The sequence below is a fragment of the Mucilaginibacter sp. SJ genome, from assembly GCF_028993635.1.
Lineage (GTDB): Bacteria > Bacteroidota > Bacteroidia > Sphingobacteriales > Sphingobacteriaceae > Mucilaginibacter.
Genome location: NZ_CP118631.1, coordinates 6,102,620 through 6,116,677, shown reverse-complemented (window position 1 = coordinate 6,116,677; position 14,058 = coordinate 6,102,620). Strand labels below are relative to the sequence as shown.

General features: G+C 42.7%; 12 protein-coding genes. 7 read left to right on the top strand and 5 right to left on the bottom strand.

What is annotated here, in order from left to right; genetic code table 11:
• The first annotated feature begins 20 nt into the window (after nucleotides 1-20).
• Together MusilaSJ_RS25070 and MusilaSJ_RS25065 are read left to right on the top strand one after the other, a co-directional pair.
• Entirely contained in the window at nucleotides 21-3,296 is a 3,276-nt protein-coding gene (locus MusilaSJ_RS25070; RefSeq protein ID WP_274987495.1) for a SusC/RagA family TonB-linked outer membrane protein, read from the top strand.
• Nucleotides 3,297-3,326: 30 nt separating this feature from the next.
• Complete coding sequence (locus MusilaSJ_RS25065; RefSeq protein ID WP_274987494.1) at nucleotides 3,327-4,709, top strand: RagB/SusD family nutrient uptake outer membrane protein; 1,383 nt, start codon at nucleotides 3,327-3,329, stop codon at nucleotides 4,707-4,709.
• Nucleotides 4,710-4,756: 47 nt separating this feature from the next.
• Here the strand turns inward: MusilaSJ_RS25065 and MusilaSJ_RS25060 are convergent, their stop codons facing one another.
• Together MusilaSJ_RS25060 and MusilaSJ_RS25055 are read right to left on the bottom strand one after the other, a co-directional pair.
• Nucleotides 4,757-4,996: a DUF6520 family protein gene (locus MusilaSJ_RS25060; protein ID WP_274987493.1), complete on the bottom strand. Its 240-nt coding sequence runs from the start codon at nucleotides 4,994-4,996 to the stop codon at nucleotides 4,757-4,759.
• 107 nt (nucleotides 4,997-5,103) lie between these two features.
• Nucleotides 5,104-5,538, bottom strand: a complete 435-nt coding sequence (locus tag MusilaSJ_RS25055) for a MauE/DoxX family redox-associated membrane protein (RefSeq protein ID WP_274987492.1) — start codon at nucleotides 5,536-5,538, stop codon at nucleotides 5,104-5,106.
• Between the two features lie 91 nt (nucleotides 5,539-5,629).
• On the opposite strand from MusilaSJ_RS25055, the gene MusilaSJ_RS25050 reads away from it, so the two are divergent.
• Entirely contained in the window at nucleotides 5,630-8,656 is a 3,027-nt protein-coding gene (locus MusilaSJ_RS25050; RefSeq protein WP_274987491.1) for a thiopeptide-type bacteriocin biosynthesis protein, read from the top strand.
• Here the strand turns inward: MusilaSJ_RS25050 and MusilaSJ_RS25045 are convergent.
• Together MusilaSJ_RS25045 and MusilaSJ_RS25040 are read right to left on the bottom strand one after the other, a co-directional pair.
• The gene (locus MusilaSJ_RS25045; protein ID WP_274987490.1) at nucleotides 8,627-9,358 is read right to left on the bottom strand and encodes a LytR/AlgR family response regulator transcription factor; all 732 of its coding nucleotides are present in this window, start codon (nucleotides 9,356-9,358) and stop codon (nucleotides 8,627-8,629) included. The two genes, MusilaSJ_RS25050 and MusilaSJ_RS25045, sit on opposite strands and share 30 nt — an antisense overlap.
• Nucleotides 9,355-10,407, bottom strand: coding sequence for a sensor histidine kinase (locus MusilaSJ_RS25040; RefSeq protein ID WP_274987489.1), 1,053 nt, complete (start codon nucleotides 10,405-10,407; stop codon nucleotides 9,355-9,357). The genes MusilaSJ_RS25045 and MusilaSJ_RS25040 overlap by 4 nt, the downstream gene beginning before the upstream one ends.
• A 108-nt stretch (nucleotides 10,408-10,515) precedes the next feature.
• Between MusilaSJ_RS25040 and MusilaSJ_RS25035 the strand changes: the two genes are divergently transcribed.
• Nucleotides 10,516-10,674, top strand: a complete 159-nt coding sequence (locus MusilaSJ_RS25035; RefSeq protein WP_274987488.1) for a hypothetical protein — start codon at nucleotides 10,516-10,518, stop codon at nucleotides 10,672-10,674.
• A gap of 38 nt (nucleotides 10,675-10,712) precedes the next feature.
• Nucleotides 10,713-11,885: a hypothetical protein gene (locus MusilaSJ_RS25030; RefSeq protein WP_274987487.1), complete on the top strand. Its 1,173-nt coding sequence runs from the start codon at nucleotides 10,713-10,715 to the stop codon at nucleotides 11,883-11,885.
• On the opposite strand, the gene MusilaSJ_RS25025 is transcribed toward MusilaSJ_RS25030, so the two are convergent.
• On the bottom strand, nucleotides 11,827-12,072 hold the full coding sequence (locus tag MusilaSJ_RS25025) for a hypothetical protein (RefSeq protein ID WP_274987486.1): 246 nt from the start codon (nucleotides 12,070-12,072) through the stop codon (nucleotides 11,827-11,829). The two genes, MusilaSJ_RS25030 and MusilaSJ_RS25025, sit on opposite strands and share 59 nt — an antisense overlap.
• Before the next feature lie 133 nt (nucleotides 12,073-12,205).
• Here MusilaSJ_RS25025 and MusilaSJ_RS25020 point away from each other — a divergent pair, with 133 nt between their 5' ends.
• Together MusilaSJ_RS25020 and MusilaSJ_RS25015 are read left to right on the top strand one after the other, a co-directional pair.
• Nucleotides 12,206-12,448, top strand: coding sequence for a helix-turn-helix transcriptional regulator (locus tag MusilaSJ_RS25020; protein WP_274987485.1), 243 nt, complete (start codon nucleotides 12,206-12,208; stop codon nucleotides 12,446-12,448).
• 267 nt (nucleotides 12,449-12,715) lie between these two features.
• Entirely contained in the window at nucleotides 12,716-13,885 is a 1,170-nt protein-coding gene (locus tag MusilaSJ_RS25015) for a hypothetical protein (protein ID WP_274987484.1), read from the top strand.
• Nucleotides 13,886-14,058 lie beyond the last annotated feature (173 nt).

The following is a 14,058-nucleotide window of genomic DNA, read 5'->3' as shown; positions in this document are numbered from 1 at the left end:
AATACCTAAACTATAAACGAATGAAGATCCAAATGCTTAATAATATTAAAGATCGAAAGCCTCAGGCCCCGTTAATCTGTAGCGGATATTTCGCCTCCTTATTTGTAATAAGCTTTCTCATCACCATAATTCCGCTGCGCAGTTTTGCCCAGGATAGAACGGTGCGCGGCCATGTGGCAACAGAAGCAGGTGTTCCGCTACATGGGGCAACGATAAAAGTAAAGGACGGAGGGCAGACTGCATTAACTGATACCGCGGGTGATTTCTCCATAAAAATCTCAGGCAAGGTTACGTTGATCATTTCCTATATCGGCTATTCGCCTCTTGAGGTTAACGTACTGTCAAACGGAAGGCAACCGCTGTATATAACGCTAAACTCATCGGCTGCTGAGCTGAAAGAAGTTGTCGTATCTACGGGTTACCAGTCGATACCTGCCGAAAGGGCTACCGGTTCTTTCGTACAGGTTGATAACAAGCTATTAAACCGGCGTGTAAGTACCGGAATTATTGACAGGTTGGAAGACGTTACCCCCGGTTTACTTTTTAACAAGGGAAAATCCGCAAATGCCAATCAACTGAGCATTCGGGGACAAAACACCATCTATGGCAATGCAAATCCGCTCATCGTCATCGATAATTTTCCATACGATGGCAATATCAATAATATCAATCCGAATGATGTGGAGAGCATTTCCGTATTGAAAGACGCGGCAGCCGCGTCAATATGGGGATCGCGGGCAGGTAACGGCGTAATTGTTATCACTACTAAAAAAGCAGCCTATAAACAGCCATTGCGTGTGTCGTTCAATGCCAATACGACTGTTGGCGACAAACCAAATGCATTTTACCAACCTCGCATGTCGGCCTCGGACTTTATCGACGTAGAAAAAACGGTATTTGCAAGAGGGTATTACAGAAACCAGGAGAACGGGTATAATCATCCTGCCCTTACCCCGGTGGTAGAATTATTGATTGCCGGACGCGACGGTAAACTTAGCACAGAGGAAATGAACCGGCAAATCGATGCTTTGCGTGGACTGGATGTCCGGAATGATTTTCAAAAATACTTCTATCAGAAAAGCATCAACCAGCAATACGCCTTAAACCTGAGTGGCGGCGGTGATAATCAACGTTTTTTCGTAGGAGGCGGCTATGACCATAACCGGGAGAATTTAACAACCAATGGCTACCAGCGCTATACCCTAAACGCCAGCCAAACTGTAGCCATGCTGAAAAGAAAGCTGGAATTGACGACTGCCTTTTATTTGACCGAAAGCAGCCGGCAGCAAGGCAACGGCGGAACAGGCCTGATTGGCCTGAAAACCGGTGCCGGCAATACCTTATACCCGTATGCGACGCTTGCGGACGCCTCAGGAAATCCGCTCGCCATAGCCCACGATCATAGGCTGGCGTTTATCGATGGCGCGCAAAACGCAGGTCTGCTGGACTGGGGCTATCGTGCTCTTGATGAATTGCGACTGGCCGACAATACGGTTAGGCTGACAGACTATAGGTTAAACACCGCGTTGAATTACAAAATCACCAATGATTTATCGGCTTCCGTTTTATATCAATATGGACATACACTTACCACGGGACGAAATCTGCAGGGTGCGGATACCTACTATGCCAGGGATTTGATCAATAGCTATACACAGGTGGATGAAACCGGGGCACTAACATACGGAATTCCCCAGGGCGGAATTCTGGATATAGCGAATATTTCCGTTTCCAGCCAAAGCTTGCGGGGGCAATTCAATTTCAACCGCAACTGGCAAGATAAGCATCAAGTCAATGCAATTGCAGGGTATGAAATCCGGAGCCTCCATACTGTATCAAACAGTAACCGCGAATATGGCTACGACGATGCGCACGCAACTGCGCTGCCAGTTAACTATATCACGCCTTTTCCGCAATATGCTGCCCCCGGAAACGAGGTTCCCGTCCCTTATTTTGACAGCTTCACGGATTTAACCGACAGGAACATTTCTTATTATGCTAACGCAGCTTATACTTATGCCTATAAATACACCCTTTCGGCCAGTGTGCGGCGAGACCGCAGTAATCTTTTTGGGGTGAACGCCAATCAGCAGGGAGTTCCGTTGTATTCAGCAGGGTTAAGCTGGAACATCGACCGGGAACGTTTTTACAGGTTAGACTGGTTACCCTATTTCAAACTGAGACTTACCTATGGATACAACGGAAATGTCAACAAGTCCCTTTCTGCCTACACCACCGCGCAATATCTTGACGGCAATCCGATAAACACAGTTTATGCACAGGTCCGGAATCCTCCTAACCCCGATCTGCGCTGGGAACGCGTCCGGGTTATCAATGCCGGACTCGACTTTGAAACAACGGGCAACAGGGTTAGCGGCACTATCGAGCCATATTGGAAACGCGGAATCGATCTGATCGGAGACATCGCTTTCGCACCATCTACCGGTATAAGCACTTTTCGAGGCAATACCGCTAATACGAGCGGCCGCGGGATAGATGTGACGATTAACAGCCGTAATTTTACAGGCAACTTCAAATGGCAAACAACTTTATTGTTCAGTCATGTAACCGACAAGGTTACGAATTACGCTTTCAAACAGGATGCGCTGAGTACACTGGGTTTAAGCGAAAGTCAGGTTTTCCCTATGCAGGGTCGCCCGTTCTATGCATTGTATGGTTATAAATGGGCTGGACTTGATCCGCAGACCGGTGACCCTCAAGGATATCTTAATGGAAAAATAAGTAAAAGCTACGCGCAGATCATTAGTTCATCCACAGCAGATAGCCTCCAGTTTATCGGAGCAGCGAGACCAACGACTTATGGTGCACTTCGGAATACCTTTAGTTTCGGTCAATTCTCGTTATCTGCGAATGTGACTTACCGCTTCGGGTATTATTTCAGGCAACCGGGTATCGCATATAATTCCATCCTGACCGGGCAGGGATATTATGCGGGCCTGTATAGTCAACGCTGGCAACATCCGGGCGATGAAAACCGCACGAAGGTGCCCTCTCAGCCAGCCGGGTTTAATAGCAGCAGGGATAATTTTTATAATTATTCAGCAGCGCTCGCCGAGAAAGGCGACAACATCCGCTTACAGGATATATCCCTTTCCTACGCATTGGATAAAGTAGCCCTTAAAAGCCTGCCGGTAAGACAAATGTCCGTCTATTTTTATGCAAACAATCTCGGGATCATATGGAAAGCGACCAAAACGAAATTTGATCCGGATTACCCAACAACGGCTTATCCACCGGTAAAAACCTTTTCCCTGGGAATCAAAGCGGATTTTTAACCATTTGTCAACAATTTAACCACTTATCGAATGAAAAAACCATATAAAATCAGAACCTATCTAACCTCGCTGAGTATGCTTTTGCTGTTCAGCTTTGCATCCTGCCAAAACGGCTATCTGGGCAAGAAACCGGATAAATCGTTGCTTGTACCGGCAACCCCTACTGATTTCCAGTCCCTGATGGACAATTTTATGGTATTCAACCAAAGCCCGGGGTTAACAGTGATCTCAGCAGACGAAGCGCTAATTCCGGATGTTATTCTCGAATCCTTCAGCAGCCCTATTGAGAAAAATGCTTATCTCTGGGAAAAGGATATTTATGAAGGGCAAGCAATTTTAGATTGGAATGTTTCCTACAAACAAGTTTTCTATTCCAACATCGTATTGGAAGGCCTGACTGCAAACCCAGTCAAGGGATCGGTAGATTCACGTAATACAACAGAAGGTGAAGCCCTATTCTGGCGGTCGTTTGCTTTTTATAACCTGGTCACGCTGTTCAGCAAACACTATGACAAGACCTCGTCGGCCAATGATTTGGGAATACCTTTGAGGCTTGTTTCTGATGTGAATGCGAAAGTAGGCCGGGCAACTGTGCAGCAGGTTTACGACCAGGTTCTCAAGGATCTTAAACAAGCTGAGAATTTATTGCCTGCTACCGCTCCTTATCAAAGCCGCCCGGTCAAAGCGGCAGCAAATGCGTTGCTAGCAAGGATTTATCTTAATATAGGAGACAACGATAATGCTTTAAACTATGCTTCCGCAGCACTGAAGCTGCATTCGACATTATTGAATTACAATGAGCTGGATGCAACATCAGACAGTCCGTTCCCTTCCTCGCCTGCAGTTAACAATCCCGAGGTTATCCTTTATGACCATTTAAATTCCTATCAAATGTTCTTGAGCTCCAACCTTACCGTAAGCCCCGAACTCTATCAACTTTATGATTCCAAGGATTTGCGCAAAACAATTTTTTACAGCGGGGATGATCCTAATTACTTCAAAGGAAGATATACCGGGTTTAGTCTTGAATTATTTGGAGGGCTTGCAACAGACGAACTTTACCTGATCAGGGCAGAATGCTTTGCCCGAAAAGGAAATGCCCAGGACGCGCTCGCCGATTTGAACACATTGTTGGTAACACGCTGGAAGACGGGAACCTTTCAGGCGATGACGACGGCTAACACGCCTGACATCCTCAGTTCAGTTTTGACGGAACGCCGCAAAGAGCTTGCATTCAGGGGGCTTCGGTGGGATGATTTAAAAAGGCTGAATAAAGATTCACGTTTTGCAAAGACGTTAGCAAAGTCATATGGCGGAAAGGCCTATCAACTGGATCCATCAGATAAACGGTATGTCTTGCCGATATCTCCTGATGAAATTAAGGGAAGTGGCATAGAGCAAAACGACAGGTAAGGTAAAATAAGGCAAAACGACCGGCCTTAAGCCGGTCGTCCCGAAAATTAATGAAAGGTTCCGGCTTCCTGCGATACAGGATTGCTGTTATCGATGTTTGGATCCTGGCCGGTTGGATAGCTAACTGTACAAATTCCGGTTGCTCCGGAACAAGTGTAAGCAGCTGTTACCTGCTGGTAACTTCCATTTGATAGCTGGCGCCATTTTACATCGGCCGGTTTTGCTGAAGTTGCGAATGCTGCACCGGTGCCTAATAATACCGCGATAGCAGCGAAATTTAATTTCATGCCTTTCATGATGTGGGAATGCTTTATTGGATCAAAAAGCATTCAGAAAAACTTTGGTGATTAATGTGCCTACTCTTTTCGCAGGTTTTCGGCATTCCCCTGTAAGATCAGTCGGTAAGTTGTACATGCTGTTTCGAATCGGATAATTGCAGGAAGACAGCAAGGATATTCAGGATTAGAAAAGCCCAGTTGAATGCGAGGTGGCTGGCCCAGGACATATGGCTAAGTATCCCACCGCAGGAGCAAGGTACACGGTCCCAATAGTGCAGCAGAACTAATGAAATATAGCCTGTGAAAGCGATGAGCAGCAAAAGCGAGAGCCACAAGCCTGAAATGACGTAACGTCTGAAGCAAAGCAGGCAGGCAACGACGACTTCTGCGGGAGGCAACAGGTATAACAACAGGCTGCTGAGCCAGTGCGGAAGGTTTTGGTTGTAAAGCTGTTGACGAAAATCCGCAAAAGTTAACAGTTTACTAACTGCCGCGTAAATGAACAACATAGCCAATAGTGCCGGAATTAACGATTTGATTGCTGTTTTCATAGTTACACCAATTTCTTGAAAGCAAAGTAATGGACGGGAAAAACAGCAAAACAGTGGCAAATGGGTATAGTACCCTTAACAATGATTTGATATGATTGATAATGAGAACTTTGAATTTTATGACCAGGTTGTTTTAAGAACGCCATATTATAGTTTTAAACGATACGCCCTCAGCCGCCTTCCGGAAATTCTGGTTGACCAGGCATTCCTGGATGCGCTTTGGCTGGCCAGTCCTTCCTTCTATCGCATATTGGAAAACAAAGCGTTTAGGTTCAAAAATTTAACAGAAAAGGAGATTTTCAGCTTATACAAGTATTATAACCGCATGAGCTTCCGGCCGACACCATTCGGAGCATTTGCATCGTTCTCGTTAGTAAAATGGGACAACGCGGGAGAAATAAGGCTGGACCCTAACAACCACGCAATAGTGCATCTTTTACCCTCAAGGCGCTGGCAAGCGGACTATGACAAAATAATGCTGGCCCTTACTCCGGACTTTCGTTTAATTGCCAACAGGACGATTTACCAGGTTGGTAATGTGTTTAGGTATATTAAAACAAGCCGCGAAGAAGGAAGTAAACTGCGATTCGATGTTAACGAGCTCGATGCAGAAGAGTTAAACAGGGAGATCATAACATTCGCCAATACTATTCAAAAACGTTCTTTCATAGTCTCTTACATACAAAACCTCTCCGGTTGTGACCGGAATGAAGCGGAAGAATATGCAAATTTTTTATTGGAAGAGCAGGTGCTCATTTCGGAAATGGAAGGAAGCTTGTATGCGCTTCCAAACGATACGGTAACTGGGAATAACCTGAAAAATTTCGCTTCGGTAAGTAGCTTCTGGGAACGTGTAAAGCTTGGTAAATATCCACCTCCTTCCCCTCTCCCATCCATATTTTCAGAATTGAACAGCATTAGTGAACCAGGCGGTCTGAAAGTTTCAGATGATCATTTCTACAGTGCACTGGCCCGACCACAATTTACAGGCGGAGTTTCCCCTGAAATTCAAAATGAGTTACGCCAGGCTATCAATTTAGTCCGACGCCTTGTTATACCTTATTCTACCCCTTTTTTAAAAGAATTTAAAGAAGCCTTCAAAAAAAGGTTCGATAATGAAAGAGTTCCGCTGCTAAAGGCGATAGATCCGGATACAGGTGTAGGTTACGGCGGGCTGCATCAGGGTGTCAAATCTGCTTTGTTAGCGGATATTGCATTTTCATCACCAGCCGGGAGACCGAGACAATTGGATTGGACACCGGTTCATAAATCATTAATGAAATGCTGGATTTCAAACCAGCATAGAAATGAGTCCGACCCGGTTGAAATCAAACCCGAAGATTACCAGTCGCTTGAGTTACCATCTGAGAAACACCAGATCCCCCAAACCATTGCTGTATTGTTTAGCCAAAGCAAAGGCATGATCGTACTTGACAATGTTGGCGGCGCATCGGCCACGTCGCTTATAGGCCGATTCTCCCCATTCGATCATCAGATAGAATTGTTTTGCAAGGAAATTGCCGCTTTCGAGGGACGACAGAATCCAGACATTATTTTTGCAGAGCTCCATCAACTTTCAGATGAACATACGGATAACATCAACAGGAGGAGACCTGTTTATGATTCTGTGATCACTATTAATACTTTTCCTGACGATACCGGGCAACAGCATATCAATCTGTCAGATCTCGTTGTTTGGATGAATGGTGATCAACTTATTCTGGAATCAAAAACGTTGGGCAAAAGAGTAATCCCCAGGCTTCCTACCGCGTACAATTTCCAACATAACGATTTGGCTGTTTTTCAAATGTTATGCGATCTTCAATTTGAGGGGTTACAAGCCAATCTGACTTTTGACCCGGAGCGGGTATTTCCAGACCTCAGATTTTATCCGCGATTTTATTCAGGCAAAGTGATATTATCGATGGCCAAATGGAAATTGGACGAAGAAGAAGTAAATTCGTTAATTACCCAACCGAGATCTATAGGAAAGCTTCACTTGTTCAGGCAAAAACGCGGTATTCCCAGGATGGTAACTTTAGGCCTGAGCGACAGGCAATTGGTTTTTGACCTGGCTGATGACAAGGAGGCTTTATTTTTTTTGGATTGTCTCAAAGAAACTAAGCCTGCAATTATTCGAGAGTATCTTGTGCCGGATAATTCAGTACGCCTCGGTAAAGATCCATTGGCTGGCCAATTTCTCGCAGTATTGAAAAGAAAGGGCGAAATTTATACTAAATCACCTGAAACCGCGGGGGCAATGGTGCATCCAGCTATTCAGCGATTATTCATACCGGGAAGAAAATGGCTTTATCTTAAAATATACTGCACAGAGTTCGTGTCCGACCAGGTACTTTCAGAGGTGATCAGGCCGTTGATATCCAGCCATCGGGAGAACATCCAGTCCTGGTTTTTCATCAGGTACAGCGATCCTGATCCACATTTAAGGGTTCGTGTTAAGGTTGGATCTTCACAAGCTTTACATTTAATCGCCGATCAGTTATCAGAAAGTCTTACTAATGCCCAGGAAATGGGTATGGTCAGTACGGCCATTAGTGATGCTTACCAACGGGAAGTTGAACGTTATAGCCCGGAACTGATAGAATCAGTCGAGGAATATTTTCAAGCAGGCAGCGAATGGGTAATCAATAACCTTGATATTCTGCAGAAAGATCCTTTATCCGCGTTTGGCGTAATTTATAAGCTAACCGAAATTTTCTTAGAGACTGGGTTATTGCGTTTTTTTGAGTGGAGGGCAGCGAGCTTTGTCAAAGAGTTTGGAGGTAAAAAAGAACTAAAATTAGGTTTCGACCGAAGATATAGACAATACCAAAAACAATTGGGTCAAGCAGTAGCGTCTTGTGATTGTTCCACCAATGAACTATTTAACAATCTGATAAACCAGATAGCGCACCTATCCAGTTCAAGCAGTTCCTGGTCGTCCGAACGAAGGCATATTTTACTTGCAGACCTGCTTCATATGCAGGTTAACCGCATGTTTAATATGGCTCAGCGCCATCACGAAGGCTTAATATTTTATTGCCTTTTCAAATATGAAGTAGGGCGAATAAACAGAGCCGAGAATATATCAACCCCTGCGGCCCCTTTTGCTGGTTAATATCAATGGGGCAATCCGGTTGAAAAAACTATCGTGAAAGCTTTCACCGATGGGAATAATTCTTCCGTCAGTCATTTCAATCTCTGCCTGGTCAATTATTTTGATCTTGTTGATGTTGATAATATAAGATCTGTGAACACGGCAGAAAGCTGAAGCCGGTAATTTGGAGAGGATTTCAGTTAGCGTGAGATAAGTGATCGTTTTAGTGCCGTCATGGAATATTTCTACATAATTCAAAGCAGCCTGTATGTGAACGATATCATCGGCGTCAATGCTGATATAATTCTCCTTTTGGCCTCCTTTAACAAACAATATCAATCGTTCTTTGATTTCTTGAGTTGAGTTTTCTTTATTTTGATTTAGTTTTTGGATACAGCGGTAGAACCGGGCATACGATACTGGCTTCAAGAGATAGTCAGAAGCGTTGATTTCAAAGGCCTCGGGGCCGAACTCATTGAACGAGGTAACCAGGACGACCTTCACATGGTTACCGCTGATCAACTGTCCGAGTTCAAGTCCCGTTAAACCAGGCATTTCCACATCAAGAAATGCGACATCAGGGGGATTCTTGCCGTTTAGTAAGGGTAATGCTGATAAGGGGTCAGTAAATGCTCCGTCAAGTTCCAATTCCGGTGTATCTGTGACAAACTTTTCGAGTAGTTGAACTGCGTGCAATTCATCATCAACTATGCAAACTTTCATAAAAATATCGTTAGATGAGATTCGAATGTGTTCCTATTTTCTTCGAATTTCAATGAATAATTTGTGCCATAAGCATACTGCAATCTCTTTTGAATATTTTCGATCCCAACGCTTTTTAACCTGTTAAATGTATTTGAAGCTGTTTTATAGTTTTGAGTAAAGAATGTCATTTTACCTACGGGACTAATATCCATAGCTATCGTAACGGGGTTGCTTTTCAAATCGCCATGTTTAAATATATTTTCGACGAGCGTCATCAACACTAACGGTATTATTCGGTGCCCTGCTGTGTCGCCGTCAGTGTTGAACCGGATATCCAGGTCGTAATCATAGCGGACCCGATTGATCGAGATCATATTTCCGATCTGTTGAAGTTCCTGCTCCAGGGACTTCTTGCCATCGTTTCCTGGTTCCTGATACGTGTAATGCATTATTTCAGCAAGTTTCTCTATGCTGTCAGCAGCTTCCAAATTGTATTTGTACACAGTATTATAAACGAAATTCAGCGAATTAAAAAGCATATGAGGATTGATTTGCTGCTGAAGATAAATGTTGCGTGCTTCCTCATATTGTAACTTAAGTTCCTGACTTTCTGACGCTGACTTCAGATGACTTATCTCTGCTTCCAGTGCTCTCTTGCGAAAAGAATGTATGTTCAACGCAGTCCAGTAAAGCGAGGCAAGACCCATAAAAAAAACTGAACGGTAGATATCGAGACCTGCCATTTCCTTAAATAGTTTTAATTGTCTTTTACCATCGGTAAAAATGTAATCTATGCCGAGTTTAATAATCATGCAAATAGCCAACTCTATAGCTGTATACAAAACAAGTTTCCAATATTTCCTGAAGGGCGCATCACCCAAACTCAAGTCCAAAATGTTCTTTTGAGAATAGAATAGACCGATGTTAATTCCATAATAAACAAGATTTTGACTCGCATTCGGAAATGCGCCAGAGATCATATAAAAAATGCCAACCTCATAAATATAAAATGCTAACCACCACACAGAGTGGTTCAAAGCAGTTTTATATTTTTCATTTATGGACATTTATCAAATGGAGGTAGAATCAGATTTTAATGTAAAAAAATGGGCTATTCATGTAATAAACCCAGTTTTTTTCTATAAATATAATAATATAGTCTAAAATTAAATAATATGAAAACTACAAAAAGCAAATTACCAAAAGCCAGGGTAAACAACCCTTACACATTTAAGAATGCGAATTTCTCTTTCAATGCAGGAAAGGAGGCTACATCACAAGGTGATCCAACAAATTTCTGTACTACTATTTTAACCACTTCACATTTTATTTAATATTCAACGCTGCCGTACAGTCGTTAAAATCATTCAATATGAACATACCCCTGAACAATATGCATAAGAAAATCAGGCTATACACCGAAAGTGAATTTGACGTAATGGATGTCGGCAGATATGTTGAAGATCTAAGCATCGAAGCCAGGAGTTCCTGGGCTTCGATGCTTTTCACTAACAGCAACGATGCAGCGTTGAGGAGGTATACTAGCTACCAGCTTCGGGAACTAGACAAACAACTTACACTTTTAACTGAAAATATCTTGAGCAGACCTACCCCATGCTCAGGTGGCGCCATTAGCACGCCGCAAGATATCTTCTCCAGTTTTTTCGCATTATTAGACGCATTTTTTGAAGATTTCTCCGAATATTTTGATGATTCTATTACTTGTCCCGATGTTTACAAAGTCCGCGTCTGCCTGGATATTATAAACCAACATGGTGCGCTTCTGGAATGGATTCAAAGTATTAACATTGATCCAATAATTTCTCAAGCAATTGCGTCCTATCTAAACTTGATTTCCGGGCCCGATAAAAGTCAGTTATCGTATAGGGATGTTGCTTACTACAAAAAATTTATCACGGGGCTGTCTTTCTTTATGGCAGGGCCTACAAAAGAAGACCTAACAGGCTCCCTGATTGAAAAACTCATTGAGCTTAATTTTAACCATTTGGATTTATTCGGATTTCATCAGGATAAGTTAAAAAGCCATTTCGCCGAGTTGGAAGGTCACGAAGGAATTTCGGTGATCCGCCAATTATTACTGCATATTCCCTATCAACAGCAAAAGCAAACCTTACGACTGGACTTGCGTTGGCCTTCACTAAGCACCATGTTGACCAACTGGCTTACATCGGAGTTACAAGCATTGGAAATTTCAGTCGCTCAAACAGCTTCAACCCCGGAATCAAATCAAAAGTTATCCTTCCGGCTCCCGGTAGCGCATTTAGCATGTCTAATTCGTCTCTTCGCCAAGGAACATATTTTCGGTGAAATGGCACTTACGGAAATTTTTGAGTTCTTTGCTACAAATTGTTCCTCTAAGCGTCAGCGTGTAATTTCTGCGGGTGGAATCAGCAAAGAATTTTATAGCAAGAGCCAGGTAGTGGCTGCAGAAATGCGTGACATCCTCACGCGTATGATAAACCGTATCAACCGCGACTACTTCCCGGTAGTGGCTGCAATACTTCTAATAATTGGTGTTTGCTAAGAAAGCGAATTAATTCTCCCAGCCAGTTATAGTCAAAACCTTTCCAGTTTATAAGCAGTTCGGGCGAAATGTCCGTTATTTCTTCAATTGTTTCAAATCCCATCGCTGAACTTTGCAGGATGAATTCATTACTGAATTCTAGTTCTGAGATAAAAGTTTTGAGGATCGCCGTATTTTTCGCTTCCATTTTATTGCTGAGTTTAATTGCTTTTGTTTGCGTTTTAGTTAAGTAAATATAATTAAAATCACCGATATATCGGTAGTTGCTTCGCGCTTTTATAGTGGAATTTAGCTATGTGAGGGAACGCAGCAATGAGACGATGAGCGAGATAATCGCCGAATGGCTGAGGGAGGAGCGCAAAAAATGCCACCTCACCCAGTTGGAGCTTGCTGCAATTTCTGAAATTGGGTTGTCACAGATCGGGGCTATCGAAAGAGGCGAAGGGAATCCAACGATGTCGACAATGATAGCTTTGAGCACTGCAATGAAAGCTTCCCCTGATAAGATCATGCGCCTGATGTTCCCGCATCATGTCGATGCTGAGCAATCGAATAACGCTTGATATCTCTTTCCCGCAAGAAAAATTTCCGGGATCTCTTATTATTTCTGACAAATTTTACCCTGAAAATATTTACTATATCGGTGATTTGATATTTTTCATGCAGAAATTTATTGCTTTTTAACGAAATATTATTTTGATTCTTTATTATTGTATTAACTATTTATTAAAAAATAGTTAATACAACGTATGTAGAGTGCGAAGCTTATCATATTTAATTTGGAATTTGTTAGGTTTTCCGAATAAAATAATCAACTAATCAACCTGTAGATGACAGCAGCCCTTAAACAGCTCAGCAGTTTTATCCGACATTCTCTCAGGCCGGAAATTCTTTTTAATAGTTCATTGACAGATCGGGACTTTGAGAACTGGAAAAATTTCGTGAAAGAAAAGACGGGGCAATTGCAAATGTTTTTGATTGATCGAAACACGAATTCAGCAGCCCCTCCAAGCGCGAGAAATATGCAAAGTATTTTTCGAATTGTTACAATTCTTTCTGATTGTGTTAGAAAGTATAAACTAAGCGAATTATGGACCGGGCGACCGGATAGGGAGCAAGTTCGACTATTTTACCGCTATACATGCAGTAAGCTGGAAGATGTTTTGGCGCCGTTTTACTTCCATCCCTTGTATAAAGGTGTACCAATTTCACTATTTGCTTTACCGGATGTGAAAATGCAGTTAAAGGTCGGGCGTGGCCAGCTCGCAAATTATTTCGCTGCGGTTCACGACACTCCCCTATCTGAAGTTCTGGATCACACCTTTTCGGACTATTTGAGAAAAAAAAGCTTAACCTGGGCAGACTATCGTTTTTTGGAATCAGTTGTTAAACATACACTGGAACTAAAGGACCTTGATAGCGATAAACTTGCAGATTTGTTGATCGCCCTGAATTTCAGGGTACCTGAATTTTTTGTCTATTACGTTAACAGATGGATAGCTCAAATTCAGGAGACGTCCGATGTTCGCCAGCAGATCGAATACATCCTGACACAAAAACAGCGGCTTTCCTACATTATGATCACAGGCATTGTCGAAAGAAGTGGTGGGAAAATATCAGTTGCAGATGAATTGTCAAAATATTTGGACGAGCAATATGTCTATCTAAAAAGAGTACTTAAGTTACAACGCTCAACCGTTAAAGACCAGGAACTCCAGCGATCCGCCCGCAGATTTCCTGTTGGATTATCAGTACCTCAATTAGGTTTATTTATTCGCCTTCAGATTGAGCGAGGCATATTGCAGAAGGATCACAAGGCGCAGTTATTCTCTTTTTTTGCCGATCATTTTTATACATCGAACGCCATGTACGTTTCGGCAGACAATCTCCAAAAAAAATCAACGGATGTCGATTTTTCTACGGCACAAAAATTAAAAGGAGAACTGATTGGTATGATTAACTGGCTCAACCTTAATTTTAATCTTTCGAACTACAGCTGATTACGTTGAAAATCTCTTAAAAGATCGTGTTTTTTAAAAAAATTCAGCAGATCTGCATACCACATATACGTAAACGCGCTGTTTCTTTTCAAGTTGTCAACATTGACACTTAAGGCGTCCCCAACAGTACGCAGCCCGAGAAGATTTGCCTGCTTAACAAAGGATGTATCCAT

Excerpts from the sequence above, each read along its gene's own strand:
- MusilaSJ_RS25070 (WP_274987495.1), top strand. The coding sequence starts at position 21 with ATGAAGATCCAAATGCTTAATAATATTAAAGATCGAAAGCCTCAGGCC.
- MusilaSJ_RS25065 (WP_274987494.1), top strand. The coding sequence starts at position 3,327 with ATGAAAAAACCATATAAAATCAGAACCTATCTAACCTCGCTGAGTATG.
- MusilaSJ_RS25060 (WP_274987493.1), bottom strand. The coding sequence starts at position 4,996 with ATGAAATTAAATTTCGCTGCTATCGCGGTATTATTAGGCACCGGTGCA.
- MusilaSJ_RS25055 (WP_274987492.1), bottom strand. The coding sequence starts at position 5,538 with ATGAAAACAGCAATCAAATCGTTAATTCCGGCACTATTGGCTATGTTG.
- MusilaSJ_RS25050 (WP_274987491.1), top strand. The coding sequence starts at position 5,630 with ATGATTGATAATGAGAACTTTGAATTTTATGACCAGGTTGTTTTAAGA.
- MusilaSJ_RS25045 (WP_274987490.1), bottom strand. The coding sequence starts at position 9,358 with ATGAAAGTTTGCATAGTTGATGATGAATTGCACGCAGTTCAACTACTC.
- MusilaSJ_RS25040 (WP_274987489.1), bottom strand. The coding sequence starts at position 10,407 with ATGTCCATAAATGAAAAATATAAAACTGCTTTGAACCACTCTGTGTGG.
- MusilaSJ_RS25035 (WP_274987488.1), top strand. The coding sequence starts at position 10,516 with ATGAAAACTACAAAAAGCAAATTACCAAAAGCCAGGGTAAACAACCCT.
- MusilaSJ_RS25030 (WP_274987487.1), top strand. The coding sequence starts at position 10,713 with ATGAACATACCCCTGAACAATATGCATAAGAAAATCAGGCTATACACC.
- MusilaSJ_RS25025 (WP_274987486.1), bottom strand. The coding sequence starts at position 12,072 with ATGGAAGCGAAAAATACGGCGATCCTCAAAACTTTTATCTCAGAACTA.
- MusilaSJ_RS25020 (WP_274987485.1), top strand. The coding sequence starts at position 12,206 with ATGAGCGAGATAATCGCCGAATGGCTGAGGGAGGAGCGCAAAAAATGC.
- MusilaSJ_RS25015 (WP_274987484.1), top strand. The coding sequence starts at position 12,716 with ATGACAGCAGCCCTTAAACAGCTCAGCAGTTTTATCCGACATTCTCTC.